A 17545-nucleotide genomic window follows, 5' to 3' on the forward strand; every position below is an offset into this window, starting at 1 on the left:
CGGTGACCCCACCGGGCAAAGAGCACCGCCTCTGTCAGGAGGTCGGAGTGAGGACCTTCGCCTCGTGCTTGGGCTCGGCCGGCTTGCGCCGCATCCGCTCCTTCGCCCGCTCCACCATCGTGTACAGCGTCGGGACCAGCACCAGGGTCAGCAGCGTCGAGCTGATCAGACCGCCGATCACCACGATCGCCAGCGGCTGCGAGATGAACCCGCCGGAGCCGGTCACCCCCAGAGCCATCGGCGTCAGCGCGCAGATCGTGGCCACCGCCGTCATCAGGATCGGCCGCAGCCTGCGCCGCCCGCCCTCGATGACCGCTTCCACCACGCCCATGCCCTGCTCGCGATACTGGTTGATCAGGTCGATGAGCACGATGGCGTTGGTCACCACGATGCCGATCAGCATCAGCATGCCGATCAGCGCCGGCACGCCCAGGGCGGTGTCGGTGGCGATCAGCAGCCCGATCGCGCCCGTGGCCGCGAACGGGATCGACACCAGCAGGATCAGCGGCTGGACGAAGCTGCGGAACGTCGCCACCATGATCAGGAAGACGATCGCGATCGCCGCCAGCATCGCCAGCCCCAGGTCGGAGAACGCGTCCGACTGCTGGGCCGACGCGCCGCCGATCTCATAGGTGGCGCCCGCGGACAGCGACAGACCGTTCAGCTTGGTCGTCAGCGTCTGCGTCACGGCGCCCAGGTTGCCGGCGTCGGCCGCCTTGGCCGACACCGTGGCCGAACGCTCGCCGTCGATCCGCGTCACCTGCGTCGGCCCGGCCACCTCCTTGACGTCCGCGACCGTCGACAGCTTGATCATGCCCGCCGCCGTCGGCAGCTTCAGGTCCTTGATCGCCTTGATGTCGTCCGGCGCGTCCGCGCCGCGCAGCACCAGGTCGCTGGAGCGGCCGTCCAGGGTGATCTGGCCCAGCGGCGCGCCGCGGAAGGCCTGCGCCACCGCCTGCCCCACCTGTGCCTCCGACAGGCCCCGCTCCGCGGCCTCCTGCCGGTCCACCGCGACCTCGACCCGCGGCGCGCTGGTCTCCATGTTGGAGGACACCTCGGTGAGGCCCGACACCTCGCCCATCGCGGTCTTGACCGTGTCGGTCGCCGTGCGCAGCGTCTCGGCGTCGGGCGCCTGCACGATCACGTCGATCGTGTCTGAGGAGAACCCGCCCCCGCCGGCGCCGCCCACCGTGACCTCGCCGACGCCCGACAGGCCGTCGATCCGCTCGCGCAGCGCCTGCTGCACCTTGTCGGGGTCGGCGCCCTCCTTGACCGTCACCGAGTACGACGCCCGGTCCGCGCCGCCGCCGACCGCGCCACCCTGCATGGCGTTGCCACCACCGACGTTCACCTGGTACGTCTCCACGCCGTCCAGGTCCTTCAGCACGCCCTCGACCTGCTGGGCGGCCTTGTCCGTGGTCGCCAGGTCCGTACCGACCGGCATCTTCTGCGACAGGGAGATCGTGTTCTGGCCCGAGGAGTCCAGGAAGTTCGTCTGCAGCCCCCCGGCCAGGCCCATCGTGCCGATGAACACCGCCACGCCGATGAGGATCGTCACCAGCTTGAACCGGGTCGCGAACCGCAGCACCGGCAGATAGGCCCGCTGCAGCGGCGAGCGCAGCTCCTTGGCCTCGGCCTCATCGCGCTGCTTGCGCGCCTGCTCCGGCGTCAGGTCCGGTGCCTTCAGGAACCAGTACGCCAGCACCGGCACCACCGTCAGCGACACGACCAGCGAGGCCAGCAGCGCCACCGCCACCGTGATCGCGAACGGGCTGAACAGCTCGCCCACCATGCCGCCCACGATCGCGATCGGCGCGAACACGGCCACCGTCGTCAGCGTCGAGGCCGTCACCGCGCCCGACACCTCGCGGACCGCCGTCAGGATCGCCTGCAGCTTGGCCTCGCCGTACGCGAGATGTCGCTTGATGTTCTCCAGCACCACGATCGAGTCGTCGACCACCCGGCCCACCGCGATCGTCAGCGCGCCCAGGGTCAGCATGTTCAGCGAATAGTCGCCCGCCCACAACACGATCAGCGCGATCACCACCGACAGCGGGATCGACACCGCCGTCACCAGCGTCGAACGCACCGACAGCAGGAACACCAGGATGACCAGCACCGCGAACGCCAGACCGAGCAGGCCCTCCGTGGTCAGGCTCCGGATCGACTCCTCCACGTACGGCGCCTGGTCGAACACCACCGACACCGCCGTGTCCGAGCTGTCGCCCAGCGACCTGGTCAGCTCGGGCAGCTTCTCCCGGATGTCGTGCGAGATCGACACCGCGTTGCCGTCGGGCACCATCGTCACCGACACGCCCAGGCTCGTCTTGCCGTCCGTACGGGTGATCGTCGTCGAGTCCGCCAGCCCCTGCTTGATCTCGGCGACGTCGCCCAGCTTGACCGGCTTGAGCGGCTTGGGCTTGGGCGCCTGCTGCTGCGCGAGGGCCGCCGGGGACTGGCCCGGCCGGCCGGGCTGCCCGGTCTGCGGGCGGGCCTGGGCCTGGCTCGGCTGCTGCTGCTGGGTGGCCGCCGGCTGCGCCGGGGTCAGGTACAGGTCCTTCAGCTTGGCCACCGAGTCGACCCGCGCACCCACCTGCACCGTGAGCGACTTGCCGTCAGCAGTCAGGGTGCCCGCCGGGATCGGCGTGCCGTTCGCCTTCAGTACGTCGGGGATCTGCGAGGCCGACACGCCGGCCTTCGTCATCTTCTTGGTGTCCGGCTCGATCGTGACGACCTCGTCGCGGGTGCCCGTGACCGACGCCTCCCGAACGCCTTCCACGCTCTGCAGCTCCGGCACCATGATCCGGCGCAGCTTGTCGGCCATCGCCCGCTCGTCGCCGCCGTCGCCCACCGCGAGCACGACCACCGGGATGTCGTCGGTGTTGCCCGCCACGACCTGCGGATCCACCCCGTCCGGGAGGGAGACCCGGGTGATGGCCTGCTGCATCTTGTTCAGCGAGGACTCGACGTCCGTGCCGTACTCGAAGGCCACCTGGATCTGCGCCAGGCCCTCCTTCGACGTCGAGGTCATCTGCTCCATGCCGTCCAGGCCCTGGAACGAGTCCTCGATCGGCTTCGTCACCTGGTCCTCGACGATCTCGGGCGAGGCACCCGGATACGCCGCGACCACGAACGCGCCAGGGAAGCTCAAAGACGGCAGCAACTGCTGCTTCAACTGCGGAATCGTGAACGCGCCGAAGGCGCTGAGCACGAGCGCGAGCAATATCACAAGGCTGCGATTGACCAGGCTCAAACGGGCGAATGCGGTCATAGGCGTCCCCTCCAAGAGTTCGCCCCAGACTAACACTTCGCCTCGAACGAATATTTAGACAGATTGAGCTTTCCTGATAACCTTCTCAGGAAGCGAGAGGTGAGTGTGAGCGACGAACGCGAAGACCTGATCCGTCGAATCAGCGAAACACAGCGTGGCATGGGGCGACTGTTCGCCCAGCATCAGTCCCCGCTGTTCACCTCCAACCTGACCATGCGACAACTCCACGTCATCATGCTCCTGGCCTTCAACGGCTCCGCCTCCGGCCAGGAGCTCGCGCACCACCTCGGCGTCAGTCTCGGCACCGTCACCGGCCTCGTCGACCGGCTCGTCGCCCACGGCCTCGTCACCCGTCACGAGGACCCCCACGACCGCCGCGTCCGCCGCGCCGAGCTCTCCCCCGCCGGCACCGCCCTGATCGAGGAGATCCACAACGCCGGGCTCGAACACTACCGCCGGATCCTGGACCACCTCGACACCGAGACCCTACGTTCCCTCGACCACATCACGTGCACCATCCGTGCGGTGGCCGACAAGCTCTACAACGAATGACCCGCGCTCCAGGGGGACGGCCTTTACGTTGTAGATTCGGAAGTCAGGCCGGACAGCACCTCCGGCAGCTCCCCCTCGTACACCACGGTCAGCCGCCGGGTGGCCCGCGTCACCGCCACGTACAGGTCCTGGCCCCCCATCGGCGACTGCCCCATGATCCCCGCCGGATCCACCACCACGACCGCGTCGAACTCCAGCCCCTTGGCCTGCCCCACCGTCAGCACCACCACCGGCGCGTCCAGGTCACCCTCCGGGAACAGGCCGGCCACCTCCGCGTGCCACGCGTCCGAGGTCACCACGCCCACCCGGCCCTCGCCGATCGAGGCCAGCTCCCCGTCCACCAGCCCCGGCAGCCCCGGCAGCCCTGCCATCGGCAGGCGCACCGCGCGCGGCCGTGAGCCGCCCTCGCGTACCGACTCGGGCGGCTCCTGCTCGGGCGCGAAGGCCCGCAGCACGTCCGCCGCCACCGTCATGATCTCCACCGGCGTGCGGTAGTTGACCAGCAGCCGCTCCTCGCGCCAGCGCCCCTCGAGGTATGGGTCCAGCACCTCCCCCCACGACCGCGCCCCGGCCGCCGACCCCGTCTGGGCCAGGTCGCCGACGACGGTCAGCGACTTCGCCGGCACCCGCCGCATGATCATCCGCCAGGCCATCGCCGACAGCTCCTGCGCCTCGTCCACGATCACGTGGCCGTACGCCCACGTCCGGTCCGCCGCCGCCCGGTCGGCCGTCGTCAGCCCGAGCCCGTCGTCCGCGTGCCGCTCGGCCAGTACGTCGGCCCGATCGAAGATGCCCTCCTCCAGCACCCCCGTGCTCTGCAGCACCTCCAGCGCGTACAGCTCCTCCGACGCCAGCTCCTCGGACGCCCGCCTGGTCGCCACCCGGCGCTCCGAGTCGTCCTCGCCCAGCAGCTCGGCCGCCTCGTCCAGCAGCGGCACGTCCCCGGCCGTCCACGGCGCGTCCACCGGGCGGACCAGCTCCTGCCAGTCCAGCCCCGACGGCGCCACCGACCACAGCGTCTCCGGCGAGGCCAGCACCTCCGAGATCAGCCGCCGCGGCGTCAGCTCCGGCCACAGGTCGTCCACCGCCCGCCGGATCCCCGGCTCGCCCCACAGCCGCCGCGAGGCCAGCTCCAGATCCAGCTCGTCCAGGTCGCCTTCCAGGTCGAGCGGCTGCGACAGCTCCGGCTCGTCCTCGATGACCAGTTCCTCGATGTGCAGCGACTCCTCCAGCGCCCGCGCCTCGGCCTTGGCCAGCTCCTTGAGCAGCTCGGTGACGTACAGCTTGCGCGCCATGTTGTGCGGCAGCCGCACCGCCCGCGCCCGGTCGCGCAGCCGCACGCACGTCGCGTGCGGCACCCGCAGGTTGAGGCCGTCCAGCTCGACCACCAGGTCGCCCTCGGGCGCGCGCTGGCGCAGCTCCAGCGCGCGGGCGACCACGTCGGCCATCCGCGCGTCGCCCTTGACCACCGCCGTCGCCGGCCCGTCGGCCGCGCTCGCCCGCACCCCCGGGAACATCTCCCCAACCGTGGTCATCACCACCTGCGTCTCCCCCAATGCCGGCAGCACCTGGCTGATGTAGCGCAGGAACATCGAGTTGGGGCCCACCACCAGCACGCCGCGCCGCTCCAGGGTGTCGCGGTGGGTGTAGAGCAGGTACGCCGCCCGGTGCAGCGCCGCCACGGTCTTGCCGGTGCCCGGGCCGCCCTGCACCACCAGCGCTCCCTGCAGCGAGGCGCGGATCACCCGGTCCTGCTCGGTCTGGATGGTGGCCACCACGTCGCCCATCCGGCCCGTCCGGCCCCGGCGCAGCGCCGCCAGCAGCGCCGCCTCGCCGACGAGCGCGCGCCGGTCGCCGTCGCTCATCCCCTCCAGGTCGAACACCTCGTCGTCGATGCCGACCACCGTGCGGTCCTTCAGGTGCAGGTGCCTGCGGCGCACCAGCCCGCCCGGGTCGGTGGCCGTGGCCACGTAGAACGGCCGCGCGGCCGGCGCCCGCCAGTCGATGAGGACCGACTCGTGCTCCTCGTCGCGCAGCCCGATCCTGCCGACGTACGTGCTCTGCCCCGCGCCGTCGTCGATGCGGCCGAAGCACAGGCCCCGCTCGACCGCGTTCAGCTGGGCCAGCCTCCTGGCCTGCTCCGAGGCCATCGCCTCGCGTTCGACCATCGCCTGGCGGGTGCCGCCGGCCCTGGCGTACACGTCCCGCAGCGCCGCCTGGGCCCGCCCCCTGGCGACGTCGAGCCGGCCGTACAGCCACGACACAGTACGCTGTTCGCTGTCAAGGGCTTCCGCAAGACCATCTTGACGATTAGCCATTCGCTGGTATACTCCTAACGGGAGGCTTGTGAAGCCTTTGCCTAAATTGGGCAATCGAGCTTAACGCCGTACGTGCGTGCGCGCAATCTCCTCATTGGGTTATTCGGGCAGCATGCCGGAAGGTGCCGGGATCGCCGGGAACGGGTTGTCCGGCAGCAGGATCATCCGCCGTCCCCGCCCCACCGCCTCCAGATGCAGCAGCGCCGTGCCGATGCCCGCCGCGCCCGCCATGTACCCGGTGTCCGCGCTCACCACGCCGGGACGTACCCGTTCGAAGGCCTGGTACCACCGCAGGCCCCCGCCGTCGCCGCTCGCCCTGCCCGCCAGGTGCTCGCCCAGCGTCCGGGCGAAGCCCAGGTACGCCTCCCGCCCCGTCACCGCCCACAACCCGACGAACAACTCCACCAGCCCTGCCAGCCCGCAGCACTGGCAGGCCGTGTCCCACAGCCCGGGCACCCGCCGGCCCGGCACGCCGCTCGTCACGATCCCCGTGGCCAGCCGCTCGGCCCACTCCAGGTCGGCCGGGTCGCCCCCGGCCCGGTACAGCTCCACGAACATCCGCGCCACCCCCGCGGAGCCCGAGCAGAACCCCAGGTAGTGCAGCCCCCGCCCCTGCGGCAGGTGGTGCGGCACCAGCGCGCGCCGGCCGCTCAGCGCGCTGACCGAGCGCACGAAATCCGCGCCCCTGCGCGCCGCCTCCAGGAACCGGGCATCCCCGCTCACCCCGTACAGGCGGGCCAGCAGGAACGCCGTCCCCGCCGTACCGGCCAGGAAGCCCGGCGTGACCGCGTCCGCCGGCAGGCCCTCGCAGTCGCCGAAGCGGTGCCCCGGCACCGCCAGCCGCGCCGCCCGCAGCCCCGCCTCGGCCGCCAGCTCCGCGTACGACGGCACCCCCAGCATCGAGGCGCCGTGCAGCAGCGCCAGCACGACACCGCCGTCGCCCCGCTGCGCCGGATCCCCCGACCAGCCGGGACCGCCGTCCATCGGCCGCGCCGCCCGCGCCACCCGGTCCAGCGCCGCCAAGGCCGCCTCCTCGGCCACGCCGTCGCCCAGCACCCACCCGGCCTCGCACAAGGCGACCGCGATCCCGCCCAGCCCGTGGTGGAACGTCACGTCGCCGACCCCGGGCCCGGCTTCGACCAGGTAGCGCACGCCCGCCCGGGCGTCCTCCAGGTACTCCTCCCGCCCGGTCGCGGCGGCCAGCTCCAGGAAGAACAGCACGATGCCGGCCGCGCCGCCGTACAGGGAGGCGGGCTCAGGCGTCAGCGCGGAGCGGCCCCGCGGGTCGGGGTTGCCCACCCAGTGCCGCGCCCGCGCGTCACCCGCGGCGGCCGTCCTGATCCACCGCGCGGCCCCGAGCGCGGCACTCAGCGGGGCTCCGGCGGACGCGCGGGTCGGATCCAGGCTCATGACGCACCCGAGGGCTCTTCCCGATCAGTGAACGACCTCAATTCTCCCCCATCCCACCCCGCCCGCCAATCGGCCGGTTCTTGTGGTACCCCATCACCACGCCTGGCCGATGTCGCCGTGGACCCTGCGGTAGGCGTCCTTGACCCGGATCCGGTCTCCGTCGAACTCGAACAGGTCGCAGCCGGCGAGCGCTACGGCGCCAAGCGCATGTGGATCACCGCCGTGGCGCTGTTCACGGTGGGCTCGGCCCTGTGCGGCCTCGCCTGGTGCTGCCCGCGCTCATCGGCTTCCGGCTGCTCCAGGCGCTGGGCGGCGGTCTGATCTACGGCTTGTCCCTGGCGGGCGAACACGGCGGACCAGGATCGTCCGTCGCCACCACCGTCCTCGGCGCCGGGCTGCTGCTGATCGGCGGTTACGTCATCCACGCGCTGCGGGCCGGCGACGCGGCGATGATCGACGTGCGGCTGTTCGCCCGCCGTGGCTTCGCGGCGGCGACCGCGACCTCGTTCCTGCTCGGCGCCGCGCTCTACAGTTCCATGGTCCTGCTGCCGCTCTTCTACCAGCAGGTTCATCACACGGACGCGTTCCGTACCGGCCTGCTCCTCATCCCGCAGGCGCTCGGCGCCGCCGTCGGCGCGTTCGCCGCAGGACGACTCGCCCACCGTTACGGCGCGCGCGCCGTCGTAGTCACCGGCCTGCTGCTCATGGCCGCGGGAACGGCCGTGTTCACCCAAGCGGGCGCGGGACCGGCGGCGTGGTCACTGAGCGTGTCTCTGGTGGTCCAGGGGCTCGGTCTCGGCAGCGTGATGGGCCCGACGATGGGAGCCGCCTACGCGTCCGTCGACGAGCGGGAAACGCCGCGGGCCGCGAGCGCCTTGAACGTCCTCAACCGGATCGGTGGATCACTGGGCACCGCGATCTTCCTGATCGTGCTGGAGAATCAGCTCTCCGGCGCCCACGCCGGTCCCGAGTCCGCGTTCGGCGTCACGTTCGGCTGGGCGCTGGCCCTGGCAGTGCTCGCCCTCGTCCCCGCGGCGCTGTTCCCCCGGAGGAGAACGTCGCCGTCCTGATCCGGCTACTTCGGTCCCGCGCTTCCGCGATCCTGTCGCAGGGATCGGAGCACCGCATGGATGGACGGCCGCCGGTCGGCATCGGTGCGCCACACCGCGTAGATGTGGCGGGTCAGGCGTGGCCGCACCTCGACGAAACGGACGCCATCGGGGACGGGGTCACGGCCGAGTCTGGGAATGATCGCCACACCGAGGCCGGCGGCGACGAGGGCCAGTTGGGTGTGGTGTTCGCCGGCGGTGTAGGCGATGTCCGGTTCGGCCCCGCGAGAACGCAGCGTTTCCACCAGCCAGGAGTTGCAGATCCAGCCGTCACTCCAGGTGATCCACGGCTCGCCGGCGAATCGCTCGATCTCCACGGTGGTCCGCGAGGCCAAGGGGTGCCCCTCCGGCACCGCGATGTCGGCGACGTCGTCGAGCAGCCTGGCCCTGCTCAAGTTGCCGGGCAGGGACAGGGGAGAGTCCCACCAATCCTGGACGATGGCCATGTCCAGATCGCCGCGGCTCACCCCCGGCACCGCTTCGTGCGGCTCGCACTCCTGCAACATGATCCGCAGCCGCGGGTGATCACGACGGAGATCCCGCAGCGCGGGCGGGGCCAACCCGCGCGCGGCCGTCGCGAAGGCGGCCAGCGTCAGCTGCCCGGCGACGACGCCACGGCAGGCCTCCAGGTCCGCCTCGGCCCGTTCGGCCAGCGCCAATATCTGCCCCGCGTGGACGGCGAGCAACTCGGCGGCCTCGGTGAGACGCACGCCGCGGCCCTTGCGCTCCAGCAGGCGCTGCCCGACCTCTTGCTCCAGTTTCGCCATTTGCTGGGAGATCGCCGAGGTGGTGACATGCAGGATGTCCGCGGCCGCGGTGACCGACCCGTGGGTGGCGATCACGTGCAGAGTACGAAGCCGATCCAGATTCAACATCTTAGCAATGCTACGCAATACGTCGCAGAAAGAGTCGCTTGTCCTTTGTAATTGCGTACGGCAAGGTGCTGGCTATGGCTGACGAGACCATTGACATCGGTGGAGACCTGTCCGTGCGCCGGCTGGGGTTCGGCGCGATGCGGCTGACGGACTGGGGGCCGCCCAAGGACAGGCCCGCCGCGATCGCGGTGGCGCGGCGAGCCGTCGAGCTCGGCGTCACCCTTGTCGACACCGCCGACGCGTACGCCCTGGGCGCCAATGAGGAACTGCTCGCCGAGGCGTTGCACCCGTACCCATCCGGCCTGGTCATCGCCACCAAGGCGGGGCAGAGTCGCCCGGGGCGCGACCGTTGGAAGCCGCTGGGCCGCCCGGAGTACCTCATCCAGCAGGCCGAGCTGAGCCTTCGCCGCCTCCGGCTGGAGCGGATCGAGCTCTTCCAGCTTCATCGTGTGGACCCCCAGGTCCCCTTCGCCGAACAGCTGGGGGCGCTCAAGCAACTGCGGGACGACGGCAAGATCCGCCACATCGGGCTGTCGGAGGTCGGCGTCGCCCAGCTTGAGGAGGCCCGCCGGACGGTGCCCATCGCCAGCGTGCAGAACCTCTACAACCTCGCCGACAGGCGGCACGAGGACGTGCTCGACTACTGCGAGGCCGCGGGCATCGCCTTCATCCCCTGGTTTCCGGTGGCCGGCGGAGCGCACGCCCTCGCTGGAGGACCGCTTGCCCAGGTCGCGCAGCAGATCGGTGGCACTCCCGCGCAGGTGGCACTCGCCTGGCTGCTGGCCCGCTCACCCGTCACCTTGCCGATCCCCGGCACCAGCTCCGTCGTGCACCTGGAGGAGAACATGGCGGCCATGGACATCAGGCTGACCGGTGAACAATTCGGCCGCCTGGATGCGGTGTGGCGCGAGGCTCAGAGCCTGGAGCCGGCCGGTTGACCGGTCCGTTCGCCTGGCGAGGACACGGGCGGGCTGTTCATGGGCGGGCTGCCCGCCGAGCCCGGCCGATCCAGGCCTGTCTACGCGGGGTGGAGCTCCGCCAGGCCGAAGCCGAGGTGGCTGTACAGCTCCAGCTGGTCGTAGTACTCGCGGTGCGAGATGATCTTCCCGTTCTCGACGAACGTGGCGCAGGTGGCCCGGACGGTGATACGGCGGCCCGTTCCCGCGATCTCTCGCCCGTCGGGCAGCAGCAGGGGGCCCTTGTGGGTGCCGGTGTACGTCCATTCCGTGACGGCGGGGTTCTCGCAGTCGCCGAGTTCGTACCAGGCCGTCATGTGGAAGTCGGGGAACGCCTTGAGAATCTGCTCGTGGAGCCACGCGATCTGGTCATGTCCTTCCGCGACGCCCGCGGGCGAGACGTACACGGCGTCCGGACTGTAGCAGGCGAGCACCCTCGGCAGGTCGTGCGCATTGACCGCGTCGGCCAGCTGGTGTTTGAGAGCCCAGAAGGTGGACATGGGGCCTCTGAAGTGGGTCGGGGTCGTAGGTTGACCACTCACGTTACCGAGAGGCAGGTCAGCCGTCGGTCATGGCCGCGTGAGATAGGGGCCAAGGCGGCATATGCCCGATCCATCCGCGGTCGTCGTTCCGAGTGCTGCCGCGCGTACACTCTGTGACCTGGGGTTTTGCCGGCGGCGAGGCGGCCGGCGGTGCCGAGACGGGGCCCGCGGCAAGGTGATGGCGACAGAGACCAGCAGGACTCGGTCGGGACAGGTTCATGGTCTACCGGCCGAGGCGGCCGGTTTCGTGGGACGTCGACGCGAGATGGCCGACGTCAGACGCCTCCTGTCCGGCTCGCGGATGGTCACGCTGACGGGGGTCGGCGGGGTGGGGAAGACCCGGCTGGCCATTCGCGTCGGCACAACGCTGCGGCGGGCGTTCCCGGACGGGGTGTGGCTGGTGGAGCTGGCCGATCTGCGGAGCCCGGAGTCGCTGGCCGCCGTCGTCTGCGAGGCGCTGCAGATTCGCGATCGCTCCGCGCGACCGGCACTGGAGCTGCTGATCGACCGGCTGCGCGACAAGCAGACCCTGCTGATACTGGACAACTGCGAGCATCTGCCGGCCGACTGCGCGGTGATGTGCGACGCGCTGTTGCGTTCCGCTCCTGGGCTGCGGATCCTGGCGACGAGCCGGAAGTCCTTGGGGATCGACTCGGAGCAGATCGTGGAGGTCCCGCCGCTGACGCTCCCGAACGCCGGCACCGCCCGGGCCGACGGCTCCGACGCCGTTCAGCTCTTCGCCGAACGCGCCCAGGCCGCGATGCCCGGCTTCGCCGTCACCGATGCGAATCGCGAGGCGGTGGAAGGGATCTGCCGGCGGCTCGACTGCCTGCCCTTGGGCATCGAGCTCGCGGCGGCCCACCTGCGGGGACTGTCGGTGCGGCAGCTGCTGAGCCGGCTCGACGACCGGTTTCGGCTCTCGGCCTTCGGGTCGCGGGCCGTGCTGCCTCGCCATCAGACGCTGCGGGCGCTGATCGACTGGAGCTACGCGCTGTGCACCGACGCCGAGCGAGCGTTGTGGGCACGCGTGTCGGTGTTCGCCGGCGGGCTGGATCTGGAGGCCGCCGAACAGGTGTGCGCGGGAGACGGCATCGCCCGCGCAGATGTCCTCGACCTGGTGGCGGGCCTGGTCGACCAGTCGATCCTCATCCGGGAGGAACACCCGGGTCACGTCCGCTACCGTCTGCTGGAGACCATCCGCCAGTACGGACGTGAACGCCTGACCGAGTCCGGGACAGAGACGGACTTTCTCCGCCGCCATCGCGACTATTTCCAGGATCTTGCCGTCCGCGGCGAACAGGAGTGGTTCGGTCCTGATCAGCTGGCCTGGTTCACCCGGCTGCGGGCCGAACACGGCAACATTCGGGCCGCGCTGGAGTTCTGCCTCTGGGAACGAAGTGACGCCGCGGCCAGGGCCGGGATCCCGATCGTCACCTCGCTGCCCTCGTACTGGCTCGCGTCGGGCCTGTTGCACGAGCCGCGGCGCTGGCTCGACGGCCTCCTGGCCGCCGCCTCTGCACCGACCCCGGAACGCGCCATCGGATTGTGCGTCAACGCGTGGCTGGCCATCGTGCAGAGCGACCTGACGAAGGCGGACGAGCTGCTGGCGCAGGGCCGGGTCCTGGCCGACCGGCTCGGCGATCCGATGGCCACGGCTCATGCCGCCTTCGTTTCCGGCCATGCCATGCTGCTGTCGGGGCGCGATCCGGGGCAGGCCGCGGCGTTCTTCGCGGGCGCGCTGGACCGCTACCGGAGCCTGGGGCACCGTGAGTTCACGGCCAAGGCGCTGTGTTTTCAGGCCCTGTCGCTGTCGCTGCTCAGGCGTTCCGACCAGGCGGCCGCGCTGTTCGAGGAGTCACAGCGGATGTGCGAGGCGCACGGCGACAGCTGGCTCATGGCTTCCCTGCTGGCCGTCTACGGGGTCGAGCTCTGGCGGCAGGGCGACATGAGCCAGGGCCGCCGTGGAACGCCGGAGCATCCGGCTCAAACAGCCGTTCAACGACCTGCCGGTCATCGGCATCAGCATCGAGGTCCTGGCGTGGGTCGCCGCTGACGGCCGCGAGGATCGACGCGCGGCCCGCCTGCTGGGGGCGGTGCGCGCGCTCTGCCAGGTCTTCAGCCGCACGCCGATGAGCGGAAACCTGCTGCCGGTGATACACGGAGCGGACGCTGTCGACACCTCGACGATGGCCCTGACCGCCCGCCGATTCCTGCAGCCCGAGACGTCGTTTCTCGTGGCCTCTGATGACCCTTGGTGCGACTAGTGGTGACGTCGCCCTCCTCGATGGTGAGCGCCGTTGATGAGTGGTCAGGTGGGGAAATCGGTGTCGCGGCCGAGGGGCTCCAGGCGGTCGAGTTCGTCGAGGCGGGCGCGCAGCTTGGCGCGGATGCGGTCGAAGGAACGGGCGCCGAGGGGAAGCCGCAGCGGCGGGGTGTCCAGGTTGACGGCGGCGACGATCGCACGGGCGGCGCGAACCGGGTCGCCCGGCTGAGCGCCGTGCTGGGCGACGAAGGTCGCCTTGGCAGGTTCGATGACGGGCCGGTAGTCGTCGATGGGAGCGGCCCAGCGGAACGAGCGGCCGGCGAAGTCGGTGCGGAACGGGCCGGGTTCGACGATGGTGACGCCGATCCCCAGATGCTCCAGCTCGGCGGCGAGCCCCTCGGAAAGTCCCTCCAGCGCGAACTTGGTCCCGCCATAGGCGGTGCCGCCCAGCATGGTGGTCACGCCGCCGACCGAGGACATCTGCACGATGTGCCCGGATCGCTGGGAGCGCATGGCCGGCAGCACCGCGCGGGTCACGTCGATGGCGCCGAAGACGTTGGTGTCGAACTGGCGCCGCAACTCCTGATCGGTGATCTCTTCCAGGGCGCCGCGCATGGCGTATCCGGCGTTGTTGACGAGCACGTCGATCCGGCCGAACGCCTCCAGCGCGGCATCGACGGCGCGGCGGACGGCGGCCGGATCGGTGACGTCCAGGTTCAGGGCGAGGACCCGGTCGGCCGCCTGCTCGGTCAGGCCGGTGAGGGTGGCGCGGTCGCGCGCGGTGGCCACCAGCCGGTCACCGTGCTCCAGCACGACGTGGGCGAGCGCTCGGCCCAGCCCGGTGCTGGTGCCGGTGATGAACCACACCTTGCCGGAAGAGGCTGAGGTGGTCATGTGAGGGTCCTTTCCAGGTCGTGATCGGGCGGGGTGAGCATCCCGGTAGACTTTGCTTTGGGACTCAAAGTTTGAGACTCAAAGCAAAGTAGCTTGATACTCAAAGGACGTCAAACGTGAGACCTGACCCCACACCCGCAGGCGACTCGGTCGCCGCCGAGATCGACGCCTGGATCTCCCAGATGGCCGACGCCGACCCCGTCACCGAGGCCGCCCGGCAGCGCATCGGCCGCATCTCCCGCCTGTTCGAACACCTCCTGGCCGACGTCGCCACCGCCAACGACCTCACCCCCGGAGACTGGACCGCCCTGTCGGCCCTGCAACGCTCCGGCCCGCCCTACGAGCGCACCCCCAAGCAACTGGCCGACGAACTCGGCGTCACCGCCGGGACCATGAGCGTGCGCATCGACCGCCTCAGCAAGGCCGGGCTGGTCGAGCCCGTCCCCGCCGTCGACGGCCGCAGCCGCCCGGTCCGCCTCACCGAGCTGGGCCGGCGGCGCTGGAGCCAGGCCACCCGTGACCGCACCACTCGCGAACGGCGCCTGCTCACCGACGCATTGGCGTCCGACGACCTCGATCAGCTCAATCGACTGCTCGCCCGACTGCTGGCCCGCCTGGAGGACGAGTTCGGCCCGGCGCCTCGCCATCAACAAGCTCGGTAAATGTCCGGTCGGCGACGTGTGCGGTCCCATCCAAGAGGCTTCAACCGCTGCTTCCCGCACCACCGGCGGCTGGATTCCCGGGAGTGAACGCACCCTCTGGGATCGGGCGACGGCGTGCTTCGCCGGCGATGGCCTGCCGGAGCCCCGCGTCGTGCCGCTCCGGGCCGTGGACAGGAGCCGGAAGGGGACGGCTCTCGGTCCTGAGAGTCCGCCTGACACCACTCACTGCGCCCCGAGACGCCCAGCCGCGTCCCGCCCGAGTTCACCCAGACCATCCCGGTCACGCCGACCGCCAGAATCTGGAACACGAACGCCGGCATGAGCATCCCCGTGCCGGCCACCGCCCCGGTCTGCCCGAGGGTGCGCGGCAACGAGAAGGCCCCGGCGCCGACCATCGAGCCGGCGACCATGGCCGTCAGCATCGTCAACGGGAGCCGGCTGGTCGCGGGCGCGTCAGTGGTAGTCATGGCCGCACGGTCATTCCGCCTGGGAGCCGCCCCGCGCAATCCTTTGCCGAACGATGTGCCGGCGGGGGCCAGCTGGTGGTGGCCATGGCCCGCTCGACGCGGTCGTACCCCTCGGGTGCTAGCTTGGCCGATCATGTCTGACTATCTGCGGGAGCTGTTCTCCCTCGACGGCCGGCGCGCCCTGGTGACCGGCGGCAGTTCCGGCATCGGGTACGCCATCGCCGAGGCGATCGGCCGGGCCGGAGCCGAGGTCGTGCTGGTGGCTCGCAGGGAGAGCGAGCTCGACAAGGCCGTCTCCCGCCTGAGTGAGCACGGCGTCACCGCCTCGTGGATCAGCGCGGACCTGGCGGACCGCGACGACGTCCGGCGCGTGTGCGCCACGGCGGGCGATGCCGACATCCTCGTCAACGACGCCGGCAACAACATCCGCAAACCCATGGCCGACCTCACCGTCGAGGACTACGAGCGCACCATCGCCGTCAACCTCACCGCCCCCTACCTCCTCGGCCAGCACTTCGGGCCGAAGATGGCCGCCCGTGGCTGGGGCCGCATCATCAACCTCGGCTCCCAGCAGTCCATCAGCGCCTTCGGCGACAGCGGCGCGTACGGCACGGCCAAGGCCGCCATCGCCGGCCTGACCCGCTCCCAGGCCGAGGCGTGGTCGGATCGCGGGGTGTGCGTCAACACGATCATCCCCGGCTTCGTGCTGACCCCGCTGACCGAACCCGCCCAGGCCATCCCGGGCCGCGTCGAAACGCTCGCCGCCCGCCACATGGTCGGCCGCAACGGCGTGCCCGGGGACTTCGCGGGCGCGGCCGTCTTCCTGGCCGGGGACGCCTCCGCGTTCGTCACCGGGCAGATGCTCTTCGTGGACGGGGGCTTTTCCGTCCACTAGCCTCATCCGGCGCCGAGGACTCACCCCAGGGGGAACGGCCGTCGCGGAAACGGCGTCTTGCGGCCGGCCCATCGCGGGAACCGTCCCCCCGAAACCGCCCGGCCCTCGCGCAGGCGAGCCCGCCGTGGGCCGCTGCGGCCGTGAAGTCCAGCGGGCCTCGGAGGTGCGGCTGGGAACGAAGGCTGGGTGGTCGGGCGGGTCTTTACTTGCGGCGGATCCGGCGCAGCCCCACCCCTTCGCGCCAGGAGTCCATGACGATCTCGTCGCCCTCGACCCGCGTCCACACCACCTCCGTCAGCTCGATCCGGAACAGGTGCGACTCCTCGCCCGGCAGCCCGAACGACGCCAGCACCTCCCGATCGGTGATCTCCACGGCCCGCCCGGCCAGCTTCACGTCGCCCTCCCACGACGACGGATCGTCCCCCTCAGGGGCGCTGGAGGTGACGTGGATCGCCATCCGCGGGTCACGGCGCAGGTCGGACGCCTTGACCGCCCCCGGCATCGACCCCGTCCACAACTCGCCGTCCCGGAAGCTGGTCTCGATGCCGCTGACCCGGGGCGAGCCGTCCTTGCGCAGCGTGGCCAGCACCTTGTGCCGGTATGCCTCCAGCAGCCGCCGCGCCACCCCGGCCAGCTCCGCCGCCTGCTGCTCGAACTCCTGCCAAGAAGCCATGGCCGCCATCATGCCCGCCGCCACCGACAGAACACCGACAGAACGGGCGACGCCGAGCGCGTGCCCAGGGTCCCGTGGTCAGGCGCGGCGGCGGGCGCGGTAGGCGCTGGCCTTGGCGCGGTTCTGGCAGGACAGGCCGCAGAACCGGCGCGAGGCGTTCCTGGTGACGTCGAAGAAGACCAGCTCGCACCCGCCCGCCTCGCAGGTCCGCAGCCGCCGGCCCTGGCCGACGCCGATCACCATGGCCAGGGCCGTGCCGGCGTCGGCGGCCCAGGCGTCGACCAGGTCCGCGCCGGGGCCGTGGAAGGCCAGGACGGGCGGGTCGCCGTGCAGGTTGGGCACGGCCGCGTGGCGCACCAGGGCCGCGTTGAGGGCGGCGACGTCGCCGGTGAAGGCCGGGTGGAGCTCGGCGGCCACGTCCGCGAGCCGGTCGGCGTCCGCGCCGGTCAGCGCGCGGCCGGCGGGCCGCCCCTGCCGGTCGAACGCCGCCTCCAGCGCGGCCCGGCGGTCGGCGGGCGGGTCCACCGGGCGGCCGCGGGCCTGGGTGACGGCCAGCTCGTTCACCAGCAGGACGGCCAGCTCCGCCCACCTCCCGACATAACTGTCTATTTGCGATTGACCAGTGATGCGCCAAGCCTCTATCGTCACTGGCATAGCT

At 71.1% G+C, this 17545-nt stretch carries 15 protein-coding genes; 7 read left to right on the forward strand and 8 right to left on the reverse strand.

What is annotated here, in order from left to right:
* Positions 1–34: 34 nt before the first annotated feature.
* Positions 35–3271, reverse strand: coding sequence for an efflux RND transporter permease subunit (locus tag AB0L65_RS06850; RefSeq protein WP_364241253.1), 3237 nt, complete (start codon positions 3269–3271; stop codon positions 35–37).
* 159 nt (positions 3272–3430) lie between these two features.
* Between AB0L65_RS06850 and AB0L65_RS06855 the strand changes: the two genes are divergently transcribed.
* Positions 3431–3823: a MarR family transcriptional regulator gene (locus AB0L65_RS06855; RefSeq protein ID WP_364241255.1), complete on the forward strand. Its 393-nt coding sequence runs from the start codon at positions 3431–3433 to the stop codon at positions 3821–3823.
* 23 nt (positions 3824–3846) lie between these two features.
* On the opposite strand, the gene AB0L65_RS06860 is transcribed toward AB0L65_RS06855, so the two are convergent.
* Positions 3847–6141 carry an ATP-binding domain-containing protein gene (locus tag AB0L65_RS06860; RefSeq protein ID WP_364241257.1) on the reverse strand — a complete coding sequence of 765 codons (2295 nt, stop codon included), beginning with the start codon at positions 6139–6141 and terminating at the stop codon, positions 3847–3849.
* Between the two features lie 99 nt (positions 6142–6240).
* Positions 6241–7551: a lanthionine synthetase LanC family protein gene (locus tag AB0L65_RS06865; RefSeq protein ID WP_364241260.1), complete on the reverse strand. Its 1311-nt coding sequence runs from the start codon at positions 7549–7551 to the stop codon at positions 6241–6243.
* Between the two features lie 117 nt (positions 7552–7668).
* Between AB0L65_RS06865 and AB0L65_RS06870 the strand changes: the two genes are divergently transcribed.
* The gene (locus AB0L65_RS06870) at positions 7669–7872 is read left to right on the forward strand and encodes a hypothetical protein (RefSeq protein WP_364241263.1); all 204 of its coding nucleotides are present in this window, start codon (positions 7669–7671) and stop codon (positions 7870–7872) included.
* The gene (locus AB0L65_RS06875) at positions 7803–8621 is read left to right on the forward strand and encodes an MFS transporter (RefSeq protein ID WP_364241266.1); all 819 of its coding nucleotides are present in this window, start codon (positions 7803–7805) and stop codon (positions 8619–8621) included. Before AB0L65_RS06870 ends, AB0L65_RS06875 begins: the two co-directional genes overlap by 70 nt.
* A gap of 5 nt (positions 8622–8626) precedes the next feature.
* Here AB0L65_RS06875 and AB0L65_RS06880 read toward each other — a convergent pair whose 3' ends face one another.
* On the reverse strand, positions 8627–9535 hold the full coding sequence (locus AB0L65_RS06880) for a LysR substrate-binding domain-containing protein (protein ID WP_364241269.1): 909 nt from the start codon (positions 9533–9535) through the stop codon (positions 8627–8629).
* A 74-nt stretch (positions 9536–9609) separates the two neighbouring features.
* Here AB0L65_RS06880 and AB0L65_RS06885 point away from each other — a divergent pair, with 74 nt between their 5' ends.
* Positions 9610–10473, forward strand: coding sequence for an aldo/keto reductase (locus AB0L65_RS06885; RefSeq protein WP_364241272.1), 864 nt, complete (start codon positions 9610–9612; stop codon positions 10471–10473).
* An 80-nt stretch (positions 10474–10553) separates the two neighbouring features.
* Here AB0L65_RS06885 and AB0L65_RS06890 read toward each other — a convergent pair whose 3' ends face one another.
* Positions 10554–10991 (reverse strand): ester cyclase, encoded by a 438-nt coding sequence (locus AB0L65_RS06890; RefSeq protein WP_364241275.1) that lies wholly within the window; start codon positions 10989–10991, stop codon positions 10554–10556.
* A 289-nt stretch (positions 10992–11280) separates the two neighbouring features.
* Between AB0L65_RS06890 and AB0L65_RS06895 the strand changes: the two genes are divergently transcribed.
* Positions 11281–13086, forward strand: coding sequence for an AAA family ATPase (locus AB0L65_RS06895; protein ID WP_364241278.1), 1806 nt, complete (start codon positions 11281–11283; stop codon positions 13084–13086).
* Between the two features lie 255 nt (positions 13087–13341).
* Here AB0L65_RS06895 and AB0L65_RS06900 read toward each other — a convergent pair whose 3' ends face one another.
* The gene (locus AB0L65_RS06900; RefSeq protein WP_364241281.1) at positions 13342–14190 is read right to left on the reverse strand and encodes an oxidoreductase; all 849 of its coding nucleotides are present in this window, start codon (positions 14188–14190) and stop codon (positions 13342–13344) included.
* 116 nt (positions 14191–14306) lie between these two features.
* Between AB0L65_RS06900 and AB0L65_RS06905 the strand changes: the two genes are divergently transcribed.
* Both AB0L65_RS06905 and AB0L65_RS06910 read left to right on the forward strand, forming a co-directional pair.
* On the forward strand, positions 14307–14852 hold the full coding sequence (locus AB0L65_RS06905) for a MarR family winged helix-turn-helix transcriptional regulator (protein WP_364241284.1): 546 nt from the start codon (positions 14307–14309) through the stop codon (positions 14850–14852).
* Positions 14853–15452: 600 nt separating this feature from the next.
* The gene (locus AB0L65_RS06910) at positions 15453–16214 is read left to right on the forward strand and encodes an SDR family oxidoreductase (RefSeq protein WP_364241287.1); all 762 of its coding nucleotides are present in this window, start codon (positions 15453–15455) and stop codon (positions 16212–16214) included.
* A gap of 202 nt (positions 16215–16416) precedes the next feature.
* On the opposite strand, the gene AB0L65_RS06915 is transcribed toward AB0L65_RS06910, so the two are convergent.
* Together AB0L65_RS06915 and AB0L65_RS06920 are read right to left on the reverse strand one after the other, a co-directional pair.
* Positions 16417–16887, reverse strand: a complete 471-nt coding sequence (locus AB0L65_RS06915; protein ID WP_364241290.1) for a pyridoxamine 5'-phosphate oxidase family protein — start codon at positions 16885–16887, stop codon at positions 16417–16419.
* Positions 16888–16965: 78 nt separating this feature from the next.
* The gene (locus tag AB0L65_RS06920; RefSeq protein WP_364241293.1) at positions 16966–17535 is read right to left on the reverse strand and encodes a CGNR zinc finger domain-containing protein; all 570 of its coding nucleotides are present in this window, start codon (positions 17533–17535) and stop codon (positions 16966–16968) included.
* Positions 17536–17545: the final 10 nt, after the last annotated feature.

Origin of the sequence: Nonomuraea sp. NPDC052116 (genome assembly GCF_040680035.1) — a bacterium.
Taxonomy (GTDB): Bacteria; Actinomycetota; Actinomycetes; order Streptosporangiales; family Streptosporangiaceae; genus Nonomuraea; species Nonomuraea angiospora_A.

What these genes read in the sequence shown, in the direction of transcription:
- AB0L65_RS06850 (WP_364241253.1), bottom strand. Translation starts at nt 3,271, where the DNA reads ATGACCGCATTCGCCCGTTTGAGCCTGGTCAATCGCAGCCTTGTGATA.
- AB0L65_RS06855 (WP_364241255.1), top strand. Translation starts at nt 3,431, where the DNA reads ATGGGGCGACTGTTCGCCCAGCATCAGTCCCCGCTGTTCACCTCCAAC.
- AB0L65_RS06860 (WP_364241257.1), bottom strand. Translation starts at nt 6,141, where the DNA reads ATGGCTAATCGTCAAGATGGTCTTGCGGAAGCCCTTGACAGCGAACAG.
- AB0L65_RS06865 (WP_364241260.1), bottom strand. Translation starts at nt 7,551, where the DNA reads ATGAGCCTGGATCCGACCCGCGCGTCCGCCGGAGCCCCGCTGAGTGCC.
- AB0L65_RS06880 (WP_364241269.1), bottom strand. Translation starts at nt 9,535, where the DNA reads ATGTTGAATCTGGATCGGCTTCGTACTCTGCACGTGATCGCCACCCAC.
- AB0L65_RS06885 (WP_364241272.1), top strand. Translation starts at nt 9,610, where the DNA reads ATGGCTGACGAGACCATTGACATCGGTGGAGACCTGTCCGTGCGCCGG.
- AB0L65_RS06890 (WP_364241275.1), bottom strand. Translation starts at nt 10,991, where the DNA reads ATGTCCACCTTCTGGGCTCTCAAACACCAGCTGGCCGACGCGGTCAAT.
- AB0L65_RS06900 (WP_364241281.1), bottom strand. Translation starts at nt 14,190, where the DNA reads ATGACCACCTCAGCCTCTTCCGGCAAGGTGTGGTTCATCACCGGCACC.
- AB0L65_RS06910 (WP_364241287.1), top strand. Translation starts at nt 15,453, where the DNA reads ATGTCTGACTATCTGCGGGAGCTGTTCTCCCTCGACGGCCGGCGCGCC.
- AB0L65_RS06915 (WP_364241290.1), bottom strand. Translation starts at nt 16,887, where the DNA reads ATGGCTTCTTGGCAGGAGTTCGAGCAGCAGGCGGCGGAGCTGGCCGGG.